At 66.9% G+C, this 23,988-nt stretch carries 20 protein-coding genes; 16 read left to right on the top strand and 4 right to left on the bottom strand.

The window, feature by feature from the left end; all coding sequences use genetic code 11:
* Positions 1–70: 70 nt before the first annotated feature.
* From EBN1_RS05750 to EBN1_RS05810, 13 genes are all read left to right on the top strand, one after another.
* The gene (locus EBN1_RS05750; RefSeq protein ID WP_011236977.1) at positions 71–760 is read left to right on the top strand and encodes a GntR family transcriptional regulator; all 690 of its coding nucleotides are present in this window, start codon (positions 71–73) and stop codon (positions 758–760) included.
* 111 nt (positions 761–871) lie between these two features.
* Entirely contained in the window at positions 872–2,077 is a 1,206-nt protein-coding gene (locus EBN1_RS05755; protein WP_011236978.1) for a thiolase family protein, read from the top strand.
* A gap of 147 nt (positions 2,078–2,224) precedes the next feature.
* The gene (locus EBN1_RS05760; RefSeq protein ID WP_011236979.1) at positions 2,225–3,757 is read left to right on the top strand and encodes an acyl-CoA synthetase; all 1,533 of its coding nucleotides are present in this window, start codon (positions 2,225–2,227) and stop codon (positions 3,755–3,757) included.
* A complete protein-coding gene (locus EBN1_RS05765; protein WP_011236980.1) occupies positions 3,757–5,880 on the top strand; it encodes a hydantoinase/oxoprolinase family protein in 2,124 nt (707 codons plus the stop codon). Before EBN1_RS05760 ends, EBN1_RS05765 begins: the two co-directional genes overlap by 1 nt.
* Before the next feature lie 199 nt (positions 5,881–6,079).
* Positions 6,080–7,774: a hydantoinase B/oxoprolinase family protein gene (locus tag EBN1_RS05770; RefSeq protein ID WP_011236982.1), complete on the top strand. Its 1,695-nt coding sequence runs from the start codon at positions 6,080–6,082 to the stop codon at positions 7,772–7,774.
* Entirely contained in the window at positions 7,774–8,907 is a 1,134-nt protein-coding gene (gene iaaF, locus EBN1_RS05775) for a benzylmalonyl-CoA dehydrogenase (RefSeq protein ID WP_011236983.1), read from the top strand. Before EBN1_RS05770 ends, iaaF begins: the two co-directional genes overlap by 1 nt.
* The gene (locus EBN1_RS05780; RefSeq protein ID WP_011236984.1) at positions 8,904–9,323 is read left to right on the top strand and encodes a cobalamin B12-binding domain-containing protein; all 420 of its coding nucleotides are present in this window, start codon (positions 8,904–8,906) and stop codon (positions 9,321–9,323) included. The genes iaaF and EBN1_RS05780 overlap by 4 nt, the downstream gene beginning before the upstream one ends.
* Positions 9,320–10,933 carry an acyl-CoA mutase large subunit family protein gene (locus tag EBN1_RS05785; protein ID WP_011236985.1) on the top strand — a complete coding sequence of 538 codons (1,614 nt, stop codon included), beginning with the start codon at positions 9,320–9,322 and terminating at the stop codon, positions 10,931–10,933. Before EBN1_RS05780 ends, EBN1_RS05785 begins: the two co-directional genes overlap by 4 nt.
* Positions 10,934–10,943: 10 nt before the next feature.
* Positions 10,944–11,810 (top strand): FAD binding domain-containing protein, encoded by an 867-nt coding sequence (locus EBN1_RS05790; RefSeq protein ID WP_011236986.1) that lies wholly within the window; start codon positions 10,944–10,946, stop codon positions 11,808–11,810.
* Positions 11,794–12,267: a (2Fe-2S)-binding protein gene (locus EBN1_RS05795; RefSeq protein ID WP_011236987.1), complete on the top strand. Its 474-nt coding sequence runs from the start codon at positions 11,794–11,796 to the stop codon at positions 12,265–12,267. Before EBN1_RS05790 ends, EBN1_RS05795 begins: the two co-directional genes overlap by 17 nt.
* A gap of 11 nt (positions 12,268–12,278) precedes the next feature.
* Positions 12,279–14,690: a xanthine dehydrogenase family protein molybdopterin-binding subunit gene (locus EBN1_RS05800; RefSeq protein WP_011236988.1), complete on the top strand. Its 2,412-nt coding sequence runs from the start codon at positions 12,279–12,281 to the stop codon at positions 14,688–14,690.
* A gap of 145 nt (positions 14,691–14,835) precedes the next feature.
* On the top strand, positions 14,836–16,029 hold the full coding sequence (locus tag EBN1_RS05805) for a CaiB/BaiF CoA transferase family protein (RefSeq protein WP_011236989.1): 1,194 nt from the start codon (positions 14,836–14,838) through the stop codon (positions 16,027–16,029).
* A gap of 217 nt (positions 16,030–16,246) precedes the next feature.
* Positions 16,247–17,395 (top strand): ABC transporter substrate-binding protein, encoded by a 1,149-nt coding sequence (locus EBN1_RS05810; protein ID WP_011236990.1) that lies wholly within the window; start codon positions 16,247–16,249, stop codon positions 17,393–17,395.
* Positions 17,396–17,613: 218 nt separating this feature from the next.
* On the opposite strand, the gene EBN1_RS05815 is transcribed toward EBN1_RS05810, so the two are convergent.
* Positions 17,614–18,318 (bottom strand): PRC-barrel domain-containing protein, encoded by a 705-nt coding sequence (locus EBN1_RS05815; protein ID WP_011236991.1) that lies wholly within the window; start codon positions 18,316–18,318, stop codon positions 17,614–17,616.
* Between the two features lie 201 nt (positions 18,319–18,519).
* Here EBN1_RS05815 and EBN1_RS05820 point away from each other — a divergent pair, with 201 nt between their 5' ends.
* Positions 18,520–19,977 (top strand): PQQ-dependent sugar dehydrogenase, encoded by a 1,458-nt coding sequence (locus EBN1_RS05820; protein WP_083782939.1) that lies wholly within the window; start codon positions 18,520–18,522, stop codon positions 19,975–19,977.
* Between the two features lie 77 nt (positions 19,978–20,054).
* On the opposite strand, the gene EBN1_RS05825 is transcribed toward EBN1_RS05820, so the two are convergent.
* Positions 20,055–20,768 carry a PRC-barrel domain-containing protein gene (locus tag EBN1_RS05825; RefSeq protein ID WP_011236993.1) on the bottom strand — a complete coding sequence of 238 codons (714 nt, stop codon included), beginning with the start codon at positions 20,766–20,768 and terminating at the stop codon, positions 20,055–20,057.
* A gap of 206 nt (positions 20,769–20,974) precedes the next feature.
* Between EBN1_RS05825 and EBN1_RS05830 the strand changes: the two genes are divergently transcribed.
* Positions 20,975–22,216, top strand: a complete 1,242-nt coding sequence (locus EBN1_RS05830) for an NnrS family protein (protein ID WP_011236994.1) — start codon at positions 20,975–20,977, stop codon at positions 22,214–22,216.
* Positions 22,217–22,238: 22 nt separating this feature from the next.
* On the opposite strand, the gene EBN1_RS05835 is transcribed toward EBN1_RS05830, so the two are convergent.
* Positions 22,239–22,649 carry a DUF4332 domain-containing protein gene (locus EBN1_RS05835; protein ID WP_011236995.1) on the bottom strand — a complete coding sequence of 137 codons (411 nt, stop codon included), beginning with the start codon at positions 22,647–22,649 and terminating at the stop codon, positions 22,239–22,241.
* 579 nt (positions 22,650–23,228) lie between these two features.
* Between EBN1_RS05835 and EBN1_RS05840 the strand changes: the two genes are divergently transcribed.
* Positions 23,229–23,447 carry a hypothetical protein gene (locus tag EBN1_RS05840; protein WP_197531848.1) on the top strand — a complete coding sequence of 73 codons (219 nt, stop codon included), beginning with the start codon at positions 23,229–23,231 and terminating at the stop codon, positions 23,445–23,447.
* Positions 23,448–23,514: 67 nt separating this feature from the next.
* Here EBN1_RS05840 and EBN1_RS05845 read toward each other — a convergent pair whose 3' ends face one another.
* Positions 23,515–23,919, bottom strand: a complete 405-nt coding sequence (locus tag EBN1_RS05845) for a ribonucleotide reductase subunit alpha (protein WP_041645871.1) — start codon at positions 23,917–23,919, stop codon at positions 23,515–23,517.
* Positions 23,920–23,988 lie beyond the last annotated feature (69 nt).

Here is a 23,988-nt window from a genome sequence, read left to right on the forward strand (position 1 = left end):
CAAAAAAATACTGTATACAGTATTCATTCATCGGCCTTCGGCCCCGCATTTGCCCTACAAGGTTCTGCCCATGGTTCCGTCACTCAAACCTGTCGAACGCCCCCTCGCACTCGGCGAGCAGGTGTATCACAAACTGCGTTCGCACCTGCGCAACGGCATGATCGTCGCCGGCCAGCCGCTGCAGGAAGTCCAGCTCGCCGAGCAGCTCGGCGTGTCACGCACACCGGTGCGCGAAGCGCTGCGGCGCCTGTCGAGCGAAGGCCTGCTGGTTTCCGACGGGCGCAGTTTCGTCGTCCCGGCGCTGACCCTCGACGACGTCAACGACATCTACGAGATCCGTTTCCTCGTCGAAACGGCGGCGATCCGCCGCATCGCCGCCTTCACGCAATCACCGGCGATGCGCCGCTCGATCGATGACGCACTCGCCGCGGCAATGCGCGCGCACGAGGCGAACGACGCCGATGCCTTCCGCGAAGCCAACATCAGCTTTCGCGCCGCGTGGCTCGCGCTGGTGCCCAATCCGCGCCTCGTGCGGATCGTCGAACAGTACGCCGACCACATGCAGCGCATCCGCACGCTGACGCTCGGCGATGCGCAGATCCGCACGATCGTGCTGCGCGGGCTGAACCGCATCACCGCGGCGCTCGCCGTCGGCGATGGCGACACGGCGGCGGCGGCGATGCTCGAACATCTCGGCGAAGCCAAACGCTCGTTCATCGCCGCGGTCGGCCTCGCCGACGAAGACCCGCAGCACCGGTAACGGGAACGCCCCAGAGGTCAGCCGCACGAACGGCGCCCGGGGACGTGAAACATACAGGAGGAGACAGACGATGCACAGCAACCGCACCCGCGCCCCGAAGCGCGCGCAAACATGAGCTACAAGGCCGAAATTCCGTACGGCGCGTACTGGAGCACGCCGTTCGCGCGCTGGCAGGGCAGCTTCGCGAATCTCCACAGCGTGCGCTTCGCGGCGCACGTCGCGCGCGAGGAGCTGGGCCGGCGCGCGATCGACCCCGCGCTGTTCGACTACGGCGTGCTCGGTTTCTCGGTGCCGCAACAGCACGCGTTCTACGGCCTGCCGTGGCTGACCGGCATGATCGGCGCGACCCGCGCCGGCGGCCCGACGATGATGCAGGCCTGCGCGACGGGCGTGCGCACGCTGCTCGCGGCGGCGCAGGAAATCGAGTCGGACATGGCGAGCGTCGCGCTCGCGATCAACTGCGACCGCACGTCGAACGGACCGCACCTCTACTACCCGAATCCGCGCGCTCCCGGCGGCACCGGCAGCGCCGAGAACTGGGTCATGGACAACTTCGGTTGCGACCCGCTCGGCGGCCATTCGATGCTCGCCACTGCCGAGAACGTCGCGTCCAAACACAATGTCACGACCGCGCAGCAGCACGAACTGGTGTTGCGGCGCGAGCAGCAGTACGGCGACGCGCTGCGCGACGATTCGGCGTTCCTCAGGCGCTTCATGACGCTGCCTTTCGCAGTGCCGTGCGCGGACTTCCGCAAGACGGCGGCGACGCTCGACGGCGACGAAGGGACGTCCCGGTCGACGGCCGACGGGCTGGCGAAACTGCGGCCCGTCGTCGACGGCGGCAGCGTGACGTTCGGCGCGCAGACGCACCCGGCCGACGGCAACGCCGCGATCGTCGTCACGACACCGGACAAGGCGCGCGAGCTGTCGGCGGACCCGAAGATCGCGATCCGCCTGCACGGCTTCGGCCTCGCCCGGGCGGAACTCGCGTACATGCCCGAAGCGATGATCCCGGCTGCGCGCCGCGCGCTCGACCAGGCCGGACGCAGCATTGCCGACCTCGCCGCGATCAAGACGCACAACCCGTTCGCGGTGAACGACATCGTCTTCGCCCGCGAGACCGGCGCGGACCTCGCTTTGATGAACAACTACGGCTGCTCGCTCGTCTGGGGTCATCCGCAGGCGCCGATGGGCACGCGCGCGATCATCGAGCTGATCGAGGAGCTCGCGCTGCGCGGCGGCGGCTTCGGCCTTTTCACCGGTTGCGCGGCCGGCGACACGGCGATGGCGGTGGTGATCGAAGTATGTGACGCATAGGCAACGAAAGCTGCACGAGCTCCCCCGACGGGGAGCCGCGAGAGGCGCAAAAGCGCCCGGACAGACGTGTATCCCCGACCAGAGTGAAAGCGTGTTTATAGAGGCGCAAAAAGCGCCCGTGACGAGACAACTGGAGGAGGAGTGGGCATGGAGCTGTCCGAATGGATAGACCGCCACGCCGGGCTCGAGCCCGGCAAGACGGCAATCCGGTTCCCGGAGCGCGACCTGTCGTACGCGCAGCTGGCCGGGCTGGTCGAGCGGCTCGCGTCGGCGCTCAAGGCGTCCGGCGTGGCGCATCGCAGCTGCGTCGCGTATCTCGGCTACAACAGCCCGGAGATGCTCGCGACGCTGTTCGCCTGCGCGCGGCTCGGCGCGCTGTTCATGCCGTTGAACTGGCGCCTGGCCGGGCCGGAGCACCGGCAGCTGCTCGCGGACTGTCCGCCGTCGGTGCTGTTTGTCGAGCCGCGCTTCGTTGCGCAGATCGACGCGTTCCGCGACGCGCTGGCGGACGTGACGCTGGTCGCGTTCGACGCACCGCCGCAAGGCTGGATCTCGTACGAGGCGCTGCTCGAGCGCAGCGGTGACGCAGTGCCGCGCGATCCGCAGGTCGGGCCGCAGACGCCGCTACTGATCTGCTACACGTCGGGCACGACCGGCAAGCCGAAAGGGGCGCTGCTGTCGCAAGGCGCGCTGGCGTGGAACGCCGTGAACAGTATCGACCTGCACGAGCTGAGCGCCGACGACCGGATCCTGACGACGCTGCCGCTGTTCCACGTCGGCGGGCTCAACAACCAGACGACGCCGGCGCTCTCGGCCGGCGCGACCGTCGTGCTGCATCCGAAGTTCGACGCCGACGCGACTTTCGACGCGATCGAACAGGAACGCATCACGCTGACCGTGCTCGTGCCGGCGCAACTCGAGATGATGATCGCCCGGCCGCGCTGGCAGAGCGCCGACCTGTCGAGCCTGCGCATGATCACGACCGGCTCGACGATCGTCCCCGAGCGGCTGATCCGCGAAGTGCACCGGCGCGGCGTGCCGCTCGTGCAGATCTACGGCTCGACCGAGACTTGCCCGATCGCGGCGTACGTCAAGCCCGCAGACGCGCAACGCAAGGCCGGTTCGGCCGGTCGCGCGGCGCCGCACTGCAGCCTGCGCATCGTCGGCGATGACGGTCACGACGTGAAGCCGGGCGCGACCGGCGAAATCCTCGTGCGCGGCCCGAACGTCATGAACGCTTACTGGAACGACCTGCAGGCGAGCGCCGCGGTGCTCAAGGACGGGTGGTTCCGTACCGGCGACATGGGCCACCAGGACGGCGAAGGCTATCTGTGGGTCGACGGGCGCAAGAAGGAAATGATCATCTCCGGCGGCGAGAACATCTATCCCGCCGAGATCGAGAACCTGCTCGGCGAGTCGCCCGACATCGCCGAAGTGGCGGTCGTCGGCCGGCTCGACGAGCGCTGGGGCGAAGTCGTCGTCGCCGTCGTCGTGCCGCTCGAAGGCCGCACGCTCGACGCGGGGCACGTGCTGCAGCTGCTGGAAGGCCGCATCGCCCGCTACAAGCTGCCGAAAGAGGTGGTGTTCCTCGACGAACTGCCGCGCACCGCGCTCGGCAAGGTCAGGAAGGATGACGTGCGCCAGCTGGTCGCACGGAAAACGTTCATGGAGCAGACCTGATGACATTGAAGATCGGAATCGACGTCGGCGGCACCTTCACCGATTTCGTCGTCACGCGCGACGGCGCCGAGCCGGCGATATTCAAGTCGCTGTCGACGCCGGCCGACCCGTCGATCGCGGTCGTGAACGGTCTCGCCGACATCGCCGCAAGCATGGACCCGCCGCTGTCGCTCGAAGCTTTCGCACCGCTGATCGACACGATCGTCCACGGCACGACGGTGACGACGAACGCGACGCTGACCGGCTCCGGCGCGAAATGCGGTCTGCTGACGACCGAAGGCGTGCGCGACGCGCTCGAGATGCGCCGCGGCGTGCGCGAGGAGCAATACAACAACCGCCATACGAACGTGAAGCCGCTCGTGCCGCGTTATCTGCGCGCCGGCATTCCGGGACGGCTCGACCGCGACGGCCAACAGACCACGGCCCTCGACCTCGATGCAGTCGCGCAGGCGATCGAACTGTTCCGCCGCGAAGGCGTCGAGGCGGTGTCGATCTGCTTCATGAATTCGTTCGCGAACCCGGCGCACGAACAGGCCGCAGCCGAGCTCGTGCGCCGCGAACTGCCCGACGCGTATCTGTCGGTATCGACCGACTTGCTGCCGTCGATCCGCTTCTACGAGCGCGTCAGCACGACCGCGCTCAATTCCTACGTCGGCCCGAAGCTCAACCACTACCTCGACCAGCTCGTCGGCCGCTTGAAAGGCATCGGCTTCGACGGCCTGCTGCTGATCATGCAGTCCAACGGCGGCGTGATCTCGCCGCAGCTCGCGCGCGAAAAAGCGGCGCTGACGCTGCTGTCGGGCCCGGCCGGCGGACCCGGGGCCGGCCTTTTCTACGTCCGCACGCACGGCCAGGACCGCTGCATCATCACCGACATGGGCGGCACGAGCTTCGAAGCGTCGGTCGCGGTCGGCACGCCGATGATCAAGAACGACGGCGAGATCGCGCGCCACAAGATCGCGCTGCCGATGCTCGACATCCACACCATCGGCGCGGGCGGCGGCTCGATCGGCTGGCTCGACGAAGGCGGCCTGTTGCGCATGGGCCCGCAGAGCGCCGGCGCCGATCCGGGACCGGCCTGCTACGGCAAAGGCGGAAAGCTGCCGGCGACGACCGACGCGAACGTCGTGCTCGGCTACCTCGACCCGGAGTTCTTCGCAGGCGGAAAAATGAAGCTCGACGTCGCCGCCGCGCGCGCCGCGATCGAGGAGCACATCGCGACGCCGATGGGGCTCACGGTCGAGGAAGCTGCAGCCGGCATGTATCGCGTCGCGTGCAACAACATGGCGCAGGGCGTGCGCGAAGTGACGATCAAGCGCGGCTTCGACCCGCGCGAGTTCCCGTTCATCCCGGCCGGCGGCGCCGGCCCGATCCACTCGTGCCTGATCTGCGACGAACTCGAGATTCCGCTGCAGATCGTGCCGCGTGAGTCGTCCGTGCTGTGCGCGTTCGGCATGCTGATGAGCGAACTCAAGCACGATTTCGTGCGCACTTTCGTGGCGCGCCTCGACGCGCTCGACTGGCCGAAGCTCGGCGCCATCATCGACGAGATGGCGCTCGACGGCGCGGGCCAGCTGACCGAAGAGCGCATCCCGGACGCGCGCCGCCGCTTCGACGTCAAGCTCGACTGCCGCTACGTCAAGCAGTACCACGAGGTGTCGTTCATCGTGCCGCACCGGCTGATCCAGGCGGGCGACGCGGCAGCGATCGCGGCGGCGTTCCACACCGAGCACAACCGGCTGTACGGCTACTCGCTCGAGCAGGAGGCGACGCCGGTCGAAGTCATCAACGTACGCGTGCAGGCGATCGGTGTCACCGACAAACCGGTCGCGCGCGAGGAACCGTGGGCCGGCGACGACGCGGCGCACGCGCTGAAAGGCCGGCGCGCCGTGTATATCCCCGAGACGAAGACGTTCCGCGACGTGCCGGTCTATGACGGCCATCGCATGCGCCACGGCAACCGCATCGACGGTCCCGCGATGATCGAGCAGGAAACCACTGCGATCTTCGTCAGCGCGGCGTACGACTGCGTGGTGGACGCGCTCGGCTCGTTCGCGCTGTTCAGCAAGGGGCGCGAGGACCTCGTGAAGTCTTGCATTCAGGAAAAGGAGGCTCTGGCATGAGCCCAACGGCTTTCGGCACTTGCTCGAGCGGCTGTTCCGCGACCCCAGCCGTAGGGCGGATGAGCCGCGTAGCGGCGTTATCCGCCGGATGCGATTCGGCGGAAGGCGCCTGCGGCTTTTCCGCCCTACGTTCTCTGTTCAGGAAAGGCCGCGAGGACCTCGTGAAATCGTGCATCAAGGACAAGAAGGAGGCCCTGGCATGAGCGCCGCAACTATCGATCCCATCCTGCTCTCGGTCTATGCGCGGACGTTCCGCTCGATCACCGACGAGATGAGCATCTCGATGGAGCAGACGACGCGCTCGCCGATCCTGTGCGAAGCGAAGGACTACGTCACCGGGCTGTACGACGGCGACGGCAACATGCTCGAGCAGACCGAGAACCTGCCGATCCTCGCGTTCTCGCTCGCGCCGGTGTGCAAGTACATCAAGGAATATTTCGGCGACGAGATCTACCCCGGCGACGTGATCTTCCACAACGACGTGTTCAGCCTCGGCAACCAGAACAACGACGTCGCGGTGTTCAAGCCGGTGTTCTTCGAAGGCCGGCTCGTCGCCTGGACTGCGGTCAAAGGCCACCAGGCCGACATCGGCGGCAACGTCGCCGGCGGCTACAACCCGAACGCGGTCGAAGTGTGGCAGGAAGCGCTGCGCATACCGCCGGTGAAAGTCGTCGAGAAAGGCAAGCTGCGCAAGGACGTGTGGAACCTGATTTTCGCCAACGTGCGGCTCGACATCGTGCAGCACGACATGAAAGCCGAGATGGGCGCCTGCACGGTCGGCGAGCGGCGGCTGCTCGAGTTGCTCGCCAAGTACGGCGTGCCGAGCTACGAGGCGCACAAAGAGGCGCTGTTCGACGCGACGCGCAAGATGATGGAAGCCGAGATCGCGAAGATCCCGAACGGCAGCTACTCGGGCGAAGGCAAGGTGTTCTACGACGGCCGCCACGTCGGCTCCGAATTCACGATCCGCGTCGACATCGAGGTCAAGGACAAGTCGATCCGCTTCGACTATTCGCGCACCGACCCGCAGACCAATGGCTTCGTCAATGGCACGTTCACGTCGAGCGCGTCGGCGACGATCCTCACCTTGCTGCAGATGGTGAACCCGGACATCCCGCACAACGAAGGCATGGTGCAACCGATCGAGATCGTGATCCCGGAAGGCACGATCCTGAACGCCGCGTACCCGAAAGCGACGACGTTCGGCAACCACCTGTGCCCGCCTAACGCCGATGCGATCCAGCGTGCGCTGGCGCCGGTGATGCCCGAGCGCGTGACCGCCGGCTGGAACAACCTGCTCGCGAGCCTCACGACCGGCATCGATCCGAAGACCAACGAGAAATACGTCGACATCGGCTTCATGGGGCTCAAGGGCGGCTCGGGCGCGATGCTTGGCACCGACGGCTACGACCACATCGGCATGATCGACGCGTCCGGCGGCGTGCTCGACCAGGACTACGAGATGTTCGAGCAGCAGACGCCGCACCGGCTGATCCGCCACGAACTGCTGACGGACTCGGCCGGCGCTGGCGAATGGCGCGGCGGGCTCGGCGTCGAGACGATCTTCGAGATCGGCTCCGACGACACGCAGCTCGTGACGTTCGGCGACGGCGACTTCGAACCCGCGTTCGGTCTCTTCGGCGGCGGCAGCGGCGGGCTGAACTTCATCCGCCTGCACTACCCGGACGGCACGACCGTCGTGCCGAAGAACAAGGATCTCATCACCGGCGTGCCGCGCGGCACCGTCTACCACCAGGTCGCGAGCGGCGGCGGCGGCTATGGCGACCCGCAGCGGCGCAGCCGCAAGCTGCTCGCCGAGGAGATCCGCAACGGCGTGATCTCGGAGCAGGCCGCGCGCGAGAAATACGGCTACGAAGCGCAAGAGGTCGCCTGATGGACTTCGATCTCACCGACGAACAGCGCGCGATCCAGGACACGTTCGCGCGCTTCAGCGACGAGCGCATCGCGCCGCAGGCGGCCGCGCTCGACGAGGCGCGCGCGTTCCCGCGGGCGCTGTTCCGCGAGCTCGCCGAGCTCGGCTTCTTCGGCATGCGCTATCCCGAGTCGGTCGGCGGCTCGGGGCTCGCGCTGAGCGAGTTCTGCCTCGCGCTGAGCGAAGTCGCGCGCGGCTCGATGTCGCTCGCCGGCGCGGTCGCGATGCAGTCGCTGATGGGGACGAAGTTCCTGCAACTCCTCGGCAACGCCGACATCGTCGAGCGCCTCTTCAAGCCGGCGCTTCGCGGCGACAGGATAGGCGCAATCTGCATGACCGAGCCGAATGCAGGCTCCGACCTCGAATCGATTGCGACGACGGCGACCCGGGTCGACGGCGGTTATGTCATCAACGGCCAGAAGACGTGGATCACCTCCGCCCCGGTCGCGGACTTCTTCACCGTGTTCGCACGCGCCGGCGATGAGAAAAAGCTGACGATCTTCCTCGTCGAGAAGGACGTCCCGGGCATCACCGTCGGGCGCGAAATCCACAAGATGGGCGTGTGGGCGCTGCCGACGTCCGAAGTCGCGTTCGACGGCTGCTTCGTGCCGGACAGCCACCGCCTGTCGAAAGAGGAAGGCGACGGCGAAGGACATTTGAAGAAGACGCTCGCCGAGATCCGCATCATCACCGGCGCGATGGCGCTCGGCGTCGCGCGCGCGGCGCTCTTTGCTGCGGTGCGCTACGCCGGCGAGCGGAAACAGTTCGGCAAGCCGATCAACCGCTTCCAGGCGATCCAGCTCAAGCTCGCCGACATGGCGACCGGGCTCGAAGCGGCGACCACCCTCGTCCACCGCGCCGCGTGGCTGTGCGACATGAAGCGCCCGCATCACAAGGAAGCCGCGATGGCGAAGCTGTTCGCGACCGAAACGGCGGCGGGCATCTGCGACGACGCGGCGCGCGTGCTGGCGTCGTACGGCTACGCGATGGAATACCCGGTGCAGCGGTATCTGCGCGACGTGCGCTTCACGCTGATCGGCGGCGGCACCAGTGAAATCCTGAAACTCGTCATTGCGAAGGAAGTGAGCTCATGAACGACACAGGACAGCAACGCAGGATCAAGGTCCTGCTCGCGAAGCCCGGCCTCGACGGCCACGACCAGGGCGCGAAGATCGTCGCCCGCGCGATGATGGACGCGGGCTTCGAAGTCATCTACACGGGCCTGCGCCAGACGCCCGAACAGGTCGGGCGAATCGCGCTCGAGGAGGACGTGGACGTCATCGCGCTCTCCAGCATGGCGGGGTCGCACCTGCCGTTCTGCCGCAAGTTGAAACCGCTGCTCGAAGAGAACGGCCTGCACGACAAGCTGTGGCTGATCGGCGGCAACCTGCCGGCGCAGGACCACGACGCGTTGCGCGAGCTCGGCTTCAGGGGCATTTTCCCGACCGGCTCGAAGCTCGACGCGATCGTCGCTTATATCCGTGAGAACGTCCGGGAGCACGTCGCATGAACGACCGCGCGCAATCGACGCTGAAAATCGTCACGAACGAATCCGGGCTCGAAGTCAAGCCGCTCTACACCGCGGCGGACGTCGAGGAGAGCGGCGGCACGACGATGCTCGGCGAGCCGGGCGAATACCCTTTCACGCGCGGCATCCACCACGAGATGTACCGCAAGCAGCCCTGGACGATGCGCCAGTACGCCGGCTTCGGCAATCCGCATGACACGAACCAGCGCTTCAAGTACCTGATCGCGAACGGCCAGACCGGCCTGAACGTCGCGTTCGACCTGCCGACGCAGATCGGCCTCGACTCGGACGACCCGCTCGCCGCCGGCGAGATCGGCCGCGTCGGCATGTCGATCGACACGCTGCGCGACTTCGAGATCGCGTTCGACGGCATCGACCTCGATAAGATCACCGTCTCGATGACGATCAACGGCGCAGCGGCGATCGCGATCGCGATGTACCTCGCGATGGCCGAGAAACGCGGCTACGACGTGAAGAAGCTGCGCGGCACCGCGCAGAACGACATCCTCAAGGAGTTCATCGGCCGCGGTACGTGGATCTTCCCGGTCGAGCCGTCGATCAAGCTCGTCGGCGACACGATCGAGTACTGCGCCGAGCACGCGCCGAAATACAGCCCGGTGTCGGTGTGCGGCTACCACATCCGCGAATCCGGGGCGACCCCGGCGCAGGAGATGGCCTACGCGTTCTGCATCGCGAAGGCCTACGCTGACGAAGTCATCGCGCGCGGCCTGGCGGTCGACGAGTTCGCCGGGCGGCTGTCGTACAACTTCAACATCTTCGGCAACCTGTTCGAGCAGGTGTGCAAGTTCCGCGCCGGCCGCAGCCTGTGGGCGAAGATCATGAAGGAGGAGTACCACGCCGAAAAACCCGGCTCGATGTGGCTGCGCATGATCGCGGCCGGCGGCGGCGGCGGGCTGACCTTCGAGCAGCCGGAGCTGAATATCGTGCGCGGCGCGTACTACGCGCTGATCAGTGCATTGTCCGGCACGCAGACGATGGCGCTGTGCTCGTACGACGAGGCCTACACGATCCCGACCGAGTATTCGGCGCGCATCTCGCTGCGCACGATGCAGATCCTCATCGAGGAGATGGGGATGACCGAGACCGTCGACCCGCTCGGCGGCTCGTACTACGTCGAGACGATGACGAACCGCATGCGCGACAAGATGGAAGAGATCATCGCCGAGACCGACGCCCAGGGCGGCATCGTCAAGCTCGTGTCCGAAGGGATCATCCAGGCGAAAGTCTCGGCGCAGGCGTACCAGATGCAGCGCGACATCGAGTCGGGCAAGTTCCCGAAAGTCGGCGTCAACCGCTACCGCAACGACAACGAGGAAGACCACCCGGTCGAGTTCCACCCGTACAACGAGGACGACGCGCGCGTGCAGGTGGACGGGCTGAACAAGGTGCGCGCCGAGCGCGACAGCGAGCACGTCGCGCGCACGCTCGCAGCCGTCAGCGAGGCCGCCCGGGCCGGGGCCAACGTCATGCCGGCGATCGTCGAGGCGGTCAAGGCCTACGCCAGCGTCGGCGAAATCACGAAGGAACTGGTGAAGGTCTATGGCCGCTACCAGGAACCGATCCGCTTCTGAGGAATTGCGAATGACCCCAATCGAACAATATCTCGCGCCGGCCACTCTCGACGAGGCGGTCGGCATCCTGCAGCAGGGCGAAGTCACGATCCTCGCCGGCGGCACCGACGTGATGCCGCAGAGCAAGGCGGGACGGCTCGCGATCAAACGCACGCTGATGAACATCCGCCGCATCCCGGAACTGAAAGGCATCGCGCTCGACAATGACGCGATCCGCATCGGCGCGCTCACGACGATCACCGAGATCCTCAACGACCCGCTCGTCAAGGAATACCTGCCGGTGCTCGCCGAGGCCTGTGACCACTTCGCGAGCGACCAGATCCGCAACGCGGGCACGCTCGGCGGCAACATCGGCAACGCCTCGCCCGCCGGCGACACGCTGGTGCCGCTGATCGTGCTCGACGCGGAGGTCGAGCTCGCATCGAAGCCGAATGGTTCGGTGACGACGCGCCGCATGCCGCTCGCCGAATTTTTCACCGGCCCCGGGAAGACGAAGCGTGCGGCCAACGAACTGCTGACCGCGGTGCGCATCCCGCTGCCGAAGCCGGGCCACGTCGCGCGCTTCTTCAAGTTCGGCACGCGCCCCGCGCTCGACATCTCGGCGATCTCGATCGGCATCGCCGGCGTGATCGACAACGGCGTGATCTCGCAGGCGCGCGTCGCGTTCGGCGCCGTCGCGCCGACGCCGATCCGCGCGGCGCGCACCGAAGAGGCGCTCGAAGGCCGGCGCCTCGACGAGGCGACGATCGAAGCGGTCGCGAGCGCCGCGCGCGACGAGGTCAACCCGATCGACGACGTGCGCGCGACCGCGTGGTACCGCAAGGAACTGATCCACAACATGACGAAAAGGATGCTCGACCATGTCGCTCAAGCATGACATCGGCTTTACCCTGAACGGCGTGAAGAAGCGCGTCACCGTCGACGTCGGCATGACCGCGCTCGACATGCTGCGCGACGTCGTCGGGCTCACCGGCACGAAATACGGCTGCGGCGAAGGCGAATGCGGCGCGTGCACGATCCAGGTCGACGGCCTGTCGATGAACTCGTGCCTGATGTTCGCGGTGGACTGCGACGGCCGCAGCCTCGTCACGATCGAAGGTCTTGCCGCCGACCCGCGCGCCGACGCGCTGCGCGAAGCGTTCGTCGAGCACGGCGCGGTGCAGTGCGGCTTCTGCACGCCGGGCATGGTCGTGCAGGCCGCCCACATCCTCGCGACGCATCCCGACGCGGACGCCGAGACGATCAAGCGCGGCATCGAAGGCAACCTGTGCCGCTGCACCGGCTACAAGAAGATCGTCGACGCGATCGAATCCGCGTGCTGCGGCGGAAAATGAGGAGCGACGCGATGAATGTTGCAGAGAAGACCCATTTCATCGAGGCCGACACGCTGATCGGCAAGCGCATCCAGAAAAAGGACGCGCCCGAGAAGGCGGCCGGCAAGACGCGCTACATCCAGGACATGGTGCTGCCGGGCCAGCTGCACGCGAAGATCCTGCGCTCGGCGCGCGTGCATGCGCGCATCGTCTCGATCGACACGTCCGCGGCGAAAGCGCTGCCCGGCGTGCATGTCGTGCTGACCGCAGCGGACGTGCCGGACCAGCAGCCGATCGGCGTCGCGCGCGACCACCTGCCGCTCAAAGGCGAGCGCGTGCGCAGCCTGCGCGACGAGATCGCCGCGGTCGCCGCCGACTCCGAGGAGATCGCCGAAGCCGCGCTGAAACTGATCCGCGTCGAATACGAGGATCTGCCGATCATCAGCGACCCGCAGGACGCGCTGAAGCCCGGCGCGCCGCTGATCCATCCGGAACCGCACGGCCCCGACGGCAAGCATCTTCATCTGAAGCCGAACGCGCCGATCGCATTCGCCGGCAAGCCCGACAACATCGCGATGCAGTTCGACTACACGCACGGCGACATCGCGCAGGCCGAAGCCGAGTCCGACGTGGTGTTCGAGGACACGTTCAAGCTGCATTACGTGACGCATTGCTGCATGGGCGTGTCGGGCATCATCGCCGAGTTCGACGCGTCCGGGAATCTCCTGATGTACTCGAACACGCAGGTGCCGTTCCTGCACAAGCGCGAGTTCGCCGAATACCTGCACATGGACCCGAGCCGCATCCGCATCATCCAGCCGCCGATCGGTGGCGGCTTCGGCTCGAAGCTCGACATCTACCCGTTCGAAGTCATCTGCATCTTCCTCGCGCGCGCCGCGCAGCGGCCGGTGAAGATGGTGTTCTCGCGCGAAGAGGAGTTCCTCGCGTCGCCGACGCGCCAGCCGGTGCTGCTGACGCTGCGCTCGGGCTGCAAGAAGGATGGCACGCTGACGTTCCGCCAGGTGCACACGCTGCACGACAACGGCGCCTACACGTCGTGGGGCGCGACGACGCCGTTCGTCATGATGCAGACGTTCTCGTCGCTGTATCGCGTGCCGGCATGCGACTACCACACCACCGCGGTGTACACGAACAACCCGTACGCCGGGTCGTTCCGCGGCTACGGCAACCTGCAGGCGACGTTCGCGATCGAGCAGCACATGGACATGCTCGCCGAAGCGATCCAGATGGATCCGCTCGAGTTCCGCCTGAAGAACGCGCAGGACGCCGGCGAAGTCACCGGCCAGGGCATGGTGTTCAAGAGCTGCGGCTTCAAGGAATGCCTGACGACCGCGGCCGAACGCAGCGACTACCAGGCGAAGCACCGCGACAACATCGCGCATCGCGGCGACGCCGGCCCGATCAAGCGCGGCATCGGCATCGCGTCGATGCTGCACGTCGGCGGCGGCGCGAAGATTTATCCGTCGGACGGCTGCGGCACGATCCTGAAGCTCGACGACTTCGCGAACGTCACGCTGATCACCGGCGCGTCCGAGATCGGCCAAGGCTCGGAGACGGTGCTGTCGCAGCTCGTCTGCGAGGAGCTCGGCCTGCCGATCTCGGCGGTCACGGTCGTCAACAACGACACCGCGATCACGCCGTGGGACGTCGGCGTGCATGCGAGCCGCACGACTTTCATCGCCGGCAATTCGGCGATCGGCGCGGCGAAGAAGGCGAAAGCGAAGATCCTCGCGGCGGCGGCGAAGAAGCACGGCTGTGACGAGACCTCGCTCGACCTGCGCGGCGGCTTTGTCATCCACGCCGATACCGGCGAGCCGGTCGTCGAGCTTGCGCGGCTGATGCGCAACCTGCACTTCTCCGACAAGGCCGAGCTCGTCATGACGACGTTCTACTACGAGCCGCCCAGCGTGCATCAGGACAAGGGCTTCAAGGGCGACGTGTCGGCGGCGTACGCGTGGGCGACGCAGGTCGTCGAAGTCGAGGTCGACACCGACACCGGCATCGTGAAGATGACGAAAGTCACCGGCGCGCACGACGTCGGCCGCGTGCTGAACCGCCTCGGCATCGAAGGCCAGATCGAAGGCGGCGTCGTCATGGGCCAGGGCTACGCGCTGACCGAGAACCTGATCGTCGACAACGGCGTCACGCGCAATCCGAACTTCCGCGACTACAAGCTCGTCACCGCGCCGGAAATCCCCGAGATGGACATCTCGTTCATCGAGTCGATGGACGGCGAAGGCCCGCAGGGCGCGAAAGGCGTCGGCGAAGCGCCGTCGATCTGCATCGCCGCAGCTGCCGCGAACGCGATCTACAACGCGACCGGCGTGCGCATCTTCGCGCTGCCTTTCACGCCGGAAGCGGTCTACCGGGCATTGCGCGGCAAAACACCGAAACCCCATTGGCAAGCGTGGAGACCGGCATGAGCGTCGATCACCATGGGGCAACCGTAGGGCGGATGAGCCGCGCAGCGGCGTTATCCGCCGTATGCCATTCGGCGGAAGGCGCTTCGCTTTTCCGCCCTACGTCCTGCGGTGCCCGGGCAAGCTCCAACGAATGGAAGGCAGTCGAATGAAGCGCAGAACGGTCCTCTCGATGGAGCAGGCGCTGTCGATGCCGTACGCGACGCTGCGCTTCGCACAGCTCGGCTGGCGCGTGATCCGCCTCGAATCGACGCCCTCCCGTGGCGGCCTGCCCGGCGACCCGAACCGCTACATCGGCGCGAACGTCGTCGATGACGACCGGCGCACGTATTTCATCGCGCCCAACGTCGGCAAGGAGGCGATCGCGATCAACCTGAAGGAGCCCGACGGCCAGGCGCTGTTGCGGCGCCTCCTCGTCGAGCTCGACGTCGACGTGTTCTGCTGCAACACCGTGCCGCGCCGCTATGAGCAGCTCGGCATCGACTACGAGACGCTGAGCCGCACGAAGCCCGACCTGATCTGGGCCGGCATCTCGGCGATGGGCCCGGACTACCCGGACGCGCCGGGCTACGACCCGGTGCTGCAGGCGATGGCAGGCTACATGGAGCTCACCGGCGACGCCGACGGCCCGCCGACGCTCGCCGGCGTGCCGATCGTCGACCTCAAGGCGGGCGACGAAGTGTTCGCCAACGTCATGCTCGCGCTGCTCGAACGCGCCGAGACGGGCAAAGGCAGCCGCATCGACGTGTCGATGCTGCAGGCCGCGGCGTCGTGGCTCATCACGACGCTGCCCTTGCTCGACTTCGACTGCCAGCCGGCGGAGATCACGCGCTGCGGCAACGCGCACCGCAAGTTCATCCCGACCAACGTCTACCCGACTGCGGACGGCTTCATCTACATGGCGATCGGCAGCGACGTGCAGTGGCGCCGGCTCACCGAGATCCCGAAGTTCGCCTCGCTCGGCGCGGCCCCCCGCGCGACGAACGAAGGGCGCCACAAAGAGCGCGACGCGATCCACCGCGACATGGCGGCCGTGACGACGCGCTTCGCGACGGCGGAGATCGCCGCGGATTTTCGCGACGCGACGATCCCGCACGCGCCGATCCACGACATTCCGGCGGTGCGCGACATGGAAGCGGTGCGCCGCCGCCTGACGACGACGCGCACCCCCGACGGCCGGCTCGTGCACATGCAGCCGATGGCCGTCGACGTCGCCGGTGCGAGCGGGGAACTGGCGTTTCCGGCGAAGTACGGGCAGGACACCTGCGCGGTGCTGCGCGAAGCGGGCTACGCGGACGAGGCGATCGCGCAGCTGCGCGAACGGGGCATCGTCGCGGGGTGAGCGTGCCGCAACGCGCGGCACGCAGCGAAAGGCGGCTCGACTGCAGCGTGTCGGGCCGGCGCGGGCGCTGCACCGGGAGAGGCAGCTCGCGCCGTATTTCCCATGCATCCCGGAAAGCATTTTCCAGCGACAGCGAGGTAAGTCTTCCGAACCCTGAGTTCTTCACGCGCAGCAGCAATCCGGTCTTTTTGGTCCACACCGCAGGAGACAAGAAAACATGAAAATGAAAACGATGCTGATGGTCCTGTCAGGCCTTTTCCTGACAGCGTCCCTGCCGGCCCACGCGCAGGTCAGAATCGGCGTGGTTTCATCCGCGACCGGCCCGACAGCGCTGGTCGGCATTCCGCAGAAGAACACGGTGGCGCTGCTGCCGGCGAAGATCGGCGACCTCACCGTCGAGTACATCGCGCTCGACGACGCGAGCGACCCGACTGCGTCGGTGACCGCGGTCAAGAAGCTGATCTCGGAACAGAACGTCGACGCGATCATCGGGCCCTCCGGCTCGCCGAACGCGATGGGCGTGATCCAGTTCATCGCCGAGGCCGGCGTGCCGCTGCTCGCGCCGGTCGGCACCGCGGCGGTCGTCACGCCGATGGACGACAAGAAGAAATGGGTGTTCAAGACCACCCAGAACGACGACATCATCGCCAGGGCGCTGATGGAGCACATGGTCAAGAGCGGCGTGAAGACGGTCGGCTTCATCGGCGTCGGCGACCCGTACGGCGAAAACTGGTACAAGGTGTTCTCGGCGCTCGCCGCGGCGAACGACATCAAGATCACCGCGAACGAGCGCTTCCAGCGCCAGGACGCGTCGGTCACCGGGCAGAGCCTGAAGGTCCTCGGCGCGAACCCTGACGCGGTGCTCGTCGCCGCCGCCGGCGGGCCTGCAGTGCTGCCGCAGACGACGCTGCGCGACCAGGGCTACACCGGCCGGATCTACCAGACCCACGGCGCCGCGCTGCCGGACTTCCTCAAGCTCGGCGGCAAGAAGGTCGAAGGCACGATCCTCGCCGCGAGCCTGATGCTGGTGCTGCCCGAGATCGCCGACAGCAACCCGTCGAAGAAGGTCGCGACCGAGTACATCGCCGCGTACGAAAAGGCGTACGGCTCGCGGCCGGCGACCTTCGGCGCCAACGTCTATGACGCCGGCCTGCTGCTGCAGCAGGCGATCCCGCTCGCGGCAAAAACCGCGAAGCCCGGCACGAAAGCGTTCCGCGCGGCGCTGCGCGACAGCCTCGAACAGACCACCGAGCTGATCGGCACGCAGGGCGTCTACAACATGACGAAGGACGACCACAGCGGCTTCGACGAACGCGGCCGCGTGCTGATCGCCGTCAAGGACGGCGGCTGGACGCTGGCGAAGTAAGCGCCAACGGGGCCGCGCCGTCGCACAGGTGCCGTGCCCCCGTTGGAAAGGCAGCATCGGCGGGGAATGGCGGTTGCAGGCGCACAGCGGCACTGCGCAAAGGAAATCCCGCTCGATGTTCGGCCAGACGGAAGAATGGGTGCGTACCGGCGTCGAGTGGCACGGGCAGGCACGACGCCAAACCGCACGCCATGACGACTGCGCCCCTCATCCGTCGCTCACGGATAGCCCGCGCTGCGCGCGACCTCGTCCCGCGTCATCGTCAGCCGCACCCGCCCCTCGCCCCAGTCGATGCGATCCAGCGCTTCGACGGGGATCAGGACGTGCCCGCTCCCCACCCAGGGGCGCTTGTCGACGAGCAGGTAGCTGACGCGCCAGTCCTCGTCGTCGATGAGGAAGTCCTCGACGATGCCGATCGTGCCATCGGTCGCCTCGATGTCGTATGCGATCACTTCCGCGCCGCTGCGCAGATGGGAGCGTTCAGCGGCTTCGATCTCGCGTTCGGCAATCGCTTCCAGCTGGCTCACTTCGTTCCCGGGGCGCAGCTGCGCCGTTCCGAGCAGCATGCCGAACGAGCCGCCGACCCGGCTGGGCGGGTCGTTCCGGTAATGGTCATCGCGATAATGGGCACCATGCGCCATTTCGTAATATCTCGAGACGGGGTGGCCGTTGGCGACAGGCGGGCTCTTTTCGATCTGCTCGCGCGTCAGCTTCGTCAGAATCGCTTCGTCGCTCCAGGCTCCCGGACGAATCGCCCGCGGCGAGATCAGCACCTCGCGCTTGCGCAGCCAGTTCGCGGACCGGACGACAAAATAGCGCACACCCCACCCTTCGGCGTCGAAGTACACATCCTCGACGCAGCCGATCGTGCCGTCAGTGGCATCGATCGGGTAACCCTGCAACTTCGTGAGTCGATAGAACATCGCGGTCTCCTTTGGCCCGCCAGTTACAGCGAAAACCGCTCCGCCCGGCGGTCACGGTCCGTCATTCGCGGTGTCGGCTCCTTCAGCGTCCTTTCGCCGCGCCGGCTCGCACCATGGTGTCCGATTGGCAAGCCCCATGCCTGCCCGGGGCGGCACGCGGCTTGCATGGGCTTCGCCCCGAGCGGGCGAGGAGACGAGACCATGACAGATTCCGACATCACGCCGACAGTGGCGCGCAGCACCCGGCATGACTTGCGAAAGGGAACGGTGCCTGGCGCCTGGCCGGTAGCGGCGCCCGCCTTGGGCCGTCCTCCCGGCCGCCCGGCGCTCCTGGCCCTGCTGTGCTCGCTGAGCCTCGCCGCGTGCACCGAGACTGCGCGGCTGCCCCCTTCCGCGAGCCTCGGCCCCGACCCGGTGCTGCCGCCACCGGCGAAGTCGCTGATCCCGACTGTCGATATTGCCCCGGCGGTCGGCTGGCCGTCGGGCGCGCAGCCCGTCGGCGCGCCCGGCGCGCGCGTCCAGGCTTTTGCCGGCGACCTCGACCATCCGCGCTGGCTGTACGTGCTGCCCAACGGCGACGTGCTGGTCGCCGAGACCAACGCGCCGCCGCGCCCGAAAGACAGGCAGGGCATCAAAGGCTGGGTCATGGCGCAGGTGATGAAGCGTGCCGGCGCGGCAGTGCCGAGCGCGAACCGCATCACGCTGTTGCGCGATGCCGATGGCGACGGCGTCGCCGAAGGGCGGTTCGCGTTTCTCGAAGGGCTCAACTCGCCGTTCGGCATGACGCTCGTCGGCAGCGACCTGTACGTCGCAAACACCGATGCGCTGGTGCGCTTTCCGTACCGCGACGGCGACACGACAATCGCCGCCGCCGGCGTCCCGGTCGTCGCGCTGCCGGGCGGGCCGCGCAACCACCACTGGACGAAGAACGTCATCGCCAGCCCGGACGGCGCGCGGCTCTACGTGACGGTCGGCTCGAACAGCAACGTCGCCGAGCACGGCATCGACGCCGAGGCCGGCCGCGCGGCGATCTGGGAAGTCGACCCGGCGACTGGGGCGCACCGCATTTTCGCGAGCGGCCTGCGCAACCCCAACGGCCTCGACTGGGAGCCGCACACCGGCCGGTTGTGGACCGTCGTCAACGAGCGCGACGAGCTCGGCAGCGACCTCGTGCCGGACTTCCTGACATCGGTCGTCGACGGCGGCTTCTACGGCTGGCCATACAGCTACTTCGGCGCGCACGTCGATGAGCGGGTCAAACCGGCGCGCCCCGAACTCGTTGCCCGCGCGATCAAGCCGGACTACGCGCTGGTGCCGCACAGCGCGGCGCTCGGGCTCGTGTTCGGCGAAAAAAGCGCGCTGCCGCCGCCACTTCGCGACGGCGCCTTCATCGGCCTGCACGGCTCGTGGAACCGCCGGCCGCCGAGCGGCTACAAAGTCGTCTTCGTCCCGTTCTCCGCCGGCGCTCCAGCCGGCGAGCCGATCGACGTGCTGACCGGCTTCGTCAATGACGACGGCGAGGCCCAGGGGCGGCCGGTCGGCGTCGCGATCGACAGCCGCGGCGCACTGCTCGTCGCGGACGACGTCGGCAATGTCGTCTGGCGCGTGTCGGCCAGCGGTGACGCAACAGGCGCCGCGACGCGCGGAAGCGCGCAGTGAAGTTCTTTCAAGGCGGGTGTAGTTCTTGCCGGGGTGCCGGGTCCAGCGAGTTTCTGCACCCCACCGGCGCAGAACGTCTACGCCTTCGATGCCTTCTCGACCTCTGCACGCGCAATATTCAGGCGCACTTCGCGCGTCGCCCAATCGACTTTCGCCACGGCGCTGGTCGGCAGCCGCAGGTGGTCGCTCGGCAGCCACGTGCGCGTATCGATGACGATGTCCGTGATCCGCCAGTCGCTGTCGTCGATGACGAAGTCCTCGATGTGTCCGGCCGGCCCGTCGGTTGCGACGAGCCGGTAGCCGATCACTTCCTCGCTGCTGCGCAGATGCGACTCGCGGGCGCGCTGCTCGGCTTCCTTCAGCTCGCGCACGCGCTCGCCGGGAGCCACTCCGCCAGGAGGCGTGGTCACCGACGGTTCACCGCTGATCGGGTGCTGCGACGCGCCCCACAGGTAAGGCCCGTCCCAGTAGAAGGGGTAACCGTAGTAGTTTGCGTGCGCTTCCTCGAACTGGCGTGACACCGGCATGTCCTGGTCCGCCCCGGGGCTGTTGCGCACCTGCTCGCGAGTCAGCGCGACCGCGATCTCCCGCTCGCTGCCGGCGTCACGCCGGATCGAGGACGGCGAGATCAGCACCTTGCGTCCGCCGATCCCCTCGTCGCCCGCTTCGACTTCGAGGTAGCGCACGACCCAGCGCGCGTCGTCCAGATACACGTCGCGCACCGCGCCGATCCTGCCGTCCGTCGCGACGAGATGCCGATCGAACAATTCGCCCTTCGCCCTGAGAAGCATGGCTGCCTCCGTGAATTAGGTCGTCATGGCGGGTGATCAGCAAACAGCGTTCCGCGCAGCGCGGGCGGCTGGTATCTGACCACCGGGCGACGGTCGGGAAAGCCCTGCACGAACCTGGCTGCCGTTCGCCCCCCTTCACGGCGCCGGGCAACGGCATCGCCGACTCGAACAAGGTTGTCGATGCGAGGCGCGCGGCGCCGAATAGAATGAAGCCCCTTGACGAATTTCCCGCTCCGCCGATGCCTCCGCCGCCATTCCCGTCCCTGTCGGCCCCCGTGTGGGCAAGCGCTTTCCGGCCGTTCTACCTGCTCGGCGCGCTCTATGCGCCGCTGTTGATGGTGGTCTGGGCGGGCGCGTACCTCGGCGCGTGGGATGTGCCGGTTTCGGCCGCGACGCCGCTCGCGCTGTGGCACGGCCACGAAATGCTCTTCGGTTTCGCCGCCGCGATCATCACCGGCATCGTGCTGACCGCCTTGCCGAGCTGGGCCGGCACGCCGGAAATCCGCGGCGGCCGGCTCGCGCTGCTGGTCGCGCTGTGGCTTGCCGGCCGGCTCGCGTGCTGGGCGACGCCGTGGCTGCCGCCGCTGTTGGTCACTGTCGCCGACAGCCTGCTTTTCCCCGCGCTGTTCGTCCTACTCGCGCCGCAACTGTGGCGCGCGGCGAACCCGCTCTACCTGCTGCTGCTGCCGATCCTCGCCGCGCTCTCTGGCGCCAACCTCGCCTATCACGCGGGAATTGCCGCGGCCGACCCGGCCCTGGGCGGCCTCGGCCTGCGCGCCGGCGTCTATGCGGTGATCGTGCTGTACGTGCTCAAAGGCGGCCTCCTCACGCCGATCTTCACCGGCAACGCGCTGCGCGAAAAAGGCCGCGGCGACCAGGCGCCGTTCCGCGCCGGACTCGATGCCGCGGCAGTCGTCGTCGTCGTCGTGCTCGCCGTGCTCGATCTGGCCGCAGTGCCGGCACACTGGACCGGCGCCGCGGCATTCGCGTGCGCCTCGATCCACGCGTGGCGGGTCACGCGCTGGCAGGGCTGGCGCGTCGCCGACGTGCCGCTCGTCCTCGTCATGCACCTCGGCTTCGCGTGGCTGATCTTCGCGTTCGCGCTGAAAGCCGCCGCGGAACTGGCCGGCGTCGTCGCGGAAGCCGCGTGGCTGCACGCGTTCACCGTCGGCAGCCTCGGCATGATGATGGTCGGCCTGATGGTGCGCGTGAGCCTGCGCCACACCGGCCGCCCGCTCGCGCTGCCGCACGCGATGCGCTTCGCCGCCCTGCTGCTGTTCGCTGCGGCCCTGGTCCGGCTCGCGGTGACGGTCCACGAGCTCGGCGCGTGGGCGGTCGCGATTGCCGCGCTGCTGTGGAGCGTCGCGTTCGTGCTCTACCTCGCGCGCTTCGGCACGATCCTGGTGGGTCCGAGCGTGCCACGGGCCCGCGCAAAACAACACGTCTGAGCGACGCCGCACAAACCGCGCGTCAGTATTCGAGCATGCGAGGCAGCGTCTTGGCCTCTTCCACCCATCTTGCGATCTCGGTCTGAGCCGGCATCCGTCGAGTGAGCTTCATTTTTTCGTTTGCCGCCTGCATCGCCTCGGTGAGATTGGCGACGTTTCGTCGCGACAGCTCCGGCACGGTATCCACACCGGCCGCTTCGAGGAGCTCGGAATACTCCGACCCCACCCCTTTGATCCGGAACAGATCCGCCATGTTGGCGAATTTCAGAATCTGATCTTCAGGAATTTTCGTTTTTTCAGCCAGCTCTTTCCGCTGCTGCGGCGTACGACAATGCGCCAGTAGCGACGCCGCACTTCCGATACCGGCGCCACGAAATTTTTCCGCTGTCACCGCGCCGATGCCTTCCACCTCTTCGATTTTTGCGTTTGGCATTTCATGCCCCCTTTGCCGATTGACTGCGCTGCCTGTCGTTGAAAACCTGTCACTGGAAGCAAGCCGGCTTTGATACCCCACTCGCCGATCGATTCGGCGGAATCGTTCTTATGTCCGCCGCCGGCTGCTTTCCCTTTTTCCGGCCGTGGGCGCGTGAATGTCGGCAGCACCTGAAGAACCTCCCCGGCATCGCCTTCCTCTCCGTCCGGCACCGGAGCCGCAGCACGAGTTATGCCAGTGAGCTTCAAAGGCCTGATTTTTCAGGATTCGTGGTTATCGATTCGGGGAAAATGTAACGGAGTTGTAAATTTTTACGACACGCGTTCGCTGTTGCTGCCGAAACAACCGCCGAAGTGTTCGATTCAATCGAACAGAACGTCGAAAAGTGATCGAATGCTCTCGCCAGCTTTGCCCGGAAAACCGCAACGGAATCCGCAAGAACAATATTCCGTCAATATTTTCAAATGCTTAATTGGCGCGCGCGACCTTGCGACCTATTGGCATGCGTCGTGCTGAAGTCCGATCGAGCGCAGCACCGGCTCAGTGGAAACTTCAATGACGCGGACGAGGAGAAATATCATGTCAAAGCTGACCATCAGGGACCTGCCCGTCACGCAGGGACGGAAAGGCGAGGAAGGCAAGGCGATCCGTGCGTTGTCCCGCGAGGAACGGCGCGAAATCCGGGGCGGCCGCTCCGTGGCGGTGACCGTCGATGGGACGGGCACCGGAACCGTGGACGACTTCGGAATCAACATCGCGATCTTCGAAGGTCGCATCAACGGCTCGTACATCCTGTAAGGGGCGAGCTCACAGCCGCGACAGGCGCAGGAACGCCCCTGCCGACAGGCCAACGCAGGCAGGCCGGTCAGGGCAGCCGGACCTGCTCCCCGTCAGGGCGATACATCAGCAGATGGCTGACCAGGCCGCCCTGGATCGACTTGATCATGGATTCCAGCGCTTTCTGCGTCGCCTCGTCGCTCGGCTCCCGGTCTCCCTGCCCGCCCAGGCAGCCGACGAACACCATGTCCCAGGGTTGTCCCAGGCGATGTGATTCCTCGACCAGCTCGGCGAAGCTGTGGATTTCGTCGGTCTTCTTGTCCACGTACATCACCGGGGCGAGCGCGCCGCCCTGGCCGTTTTCGAAGCGACGCTTCTCTTCCGGCGTCGCGCCTTCGGGCAGTTCCGCCCGGGCGAAAACGAACAGCAGCCGCTGCGGTTCGGGCTGCTGCCGCGCAGCCTCGAGGAGGCTTTCAAACCCTGAAATGACCATTTTCCTGCCCTTGCTGTGATGGGAACGAAGCGCATTCTGTCACAGCGCGCCGGGCGGGTCTGTCGTCCG

This window comes from Aromatoleum aromaticum EbN1 (genome assembly GCF_000025965.1).
In the GTDB taxonomy this organism is placed as follows: Bacteria; Pseudomonadota; Gammaproteobacteria; order Burkholderiales; family Rhodocyclaceae; genus Aromatoleum; species Aromatoleum aromaticum.

Coding starts and splice junctions, on each gene's coding strand:
- EBN1_RS05830 (WP_011236994.1), top strand. CDS start 20,975: ATGAAGCCCCTTGACGAATTTCCCGCTCCGCCGATGCCTCCGCCGCCA.
- EBN1_RS05780 (WP_011236984.1), top strand. CDS start 8,904: ATGAACGACACAGGACAGCAACGCAGGATCAAGGTCCTGCTCGCGAAG.
- EBN1_RS05785 (WP_011236985.1), top strand. CDS start 9,320: ATGAACGACCGCGCGCAATCGACGCTGAAAATCGTCACGAACGAATCC.
- EBN1_RS05795 (WP_011236987.1), top strand. CDS start 11,794: ATGTCGCTCAAGCATGACATCGGCTTTACCCTGAACGGCGTGAAGAAG.
- EBN1_RS05835 (WP_011236995.1), bottom strand. CDS start 22,649: ATGCCAAACGCAAAAATCGAAGAGGTGGAAGGCATCGGCGCGGTGACA.
- iaaF (WP_011236983.1), top strand. CDS start 7,774: ATGGACTTCGATCTCACCGACGAACAGCGCGCGATCCAGGACACGTTC.
- EBN1_RS05760 (WP_011236979.1), top strand. CDS start 2,225: ATGGAGCTGTCCGAATGGATAGACCGCCACGCCGGGCTCGAGCCCGGC.
- EBN1_RS05810 (WP_011236990.1), top strand. CDS start 16,247: ATGAAAATGAAAACGATGCTGATGGTCCTGTCAGGCCTTTTCCTGACA.
- EBN1_RS05750 (WP_011236977.1), top strand. CDS start 71: ATGGTTCCGTCACTCAAACCTGTCGAACGCCCCCTCGCACTCGGCGAG.
- EBN1_RS05820 (WP_083782939.1), top strand. CDS start 18,520: ATGACAGATTCCGACATCACGCCGACAGTGGCGCGCAGCACCCGGCAT.
- EBN1_RS05755 (WP_011236978.1), top strand. CDS start 872: ATGAGCTACAAGGCCGAAATTCCGTACGGCGCGTACTGGAGCACGCCG.
- EBN1_RS05765 (WP_011236980.1), top strand. CDS start 3,757: ATGACATTGAAGATCGGAATCGACGTCGGCGGCACCTTCACCGATTTC.
- EBN1_RS05815 (WP_011236991.1), bottom strand. CDS start 18,318: ATGTTCTATCGACTCACGAAGTTGCAGGGTTACCCGATCGATGCCACT.
- EBN1_RS05825 (WP_011236993.1), bottom strand. CDS start 20,768: ATGCTTCTCAGGGCGAAGGGCGAATTGTTCGATCGGCATCTCGTCGCG.
- EBN1_RS05770 (WP_011236982.1), top strand. CDS start 6,080: ATGAGCGCCGCAACTATCGATCCCATCCTGCTCTCGGTCTATGCGCGG.
- EBN1_RS05840 (WP_197531848.1), top strand. CDS start 23,229: ATGTCAAAGCTGACCATCAGGGACCTGCCCGTCACGCAGGGACGGAAA.
- EBN1_RS05845 (WP_041645871.1), bottom strand. CDS start 23,919: ATGGTCATTTCAGGGTTTGAAAGCCTCCTCGAGGCTGCGCGGCAGCAG.
- EBN1_RS05805 (WP_011236989.1), top strand. CDS start 14,836: ATGAAGCGCAGAACGGTCCTCTCGATGGAGCAGGCGCTGTCGATGCCG.
- EBN1_RS05800 (WP_011236988.1), top strand. CDS start 12,279: ATGAATGTTGCAGAGAAGACCCATTTCATCGAGGCCGACACGCTGATC.
- EBN1_RS05790 (WP_011236986.1), top strand. CDS start 10,944: ATGACCCCAATCGAACAATATCTCGCGCCGGCCACTCTCGACGAGGCG.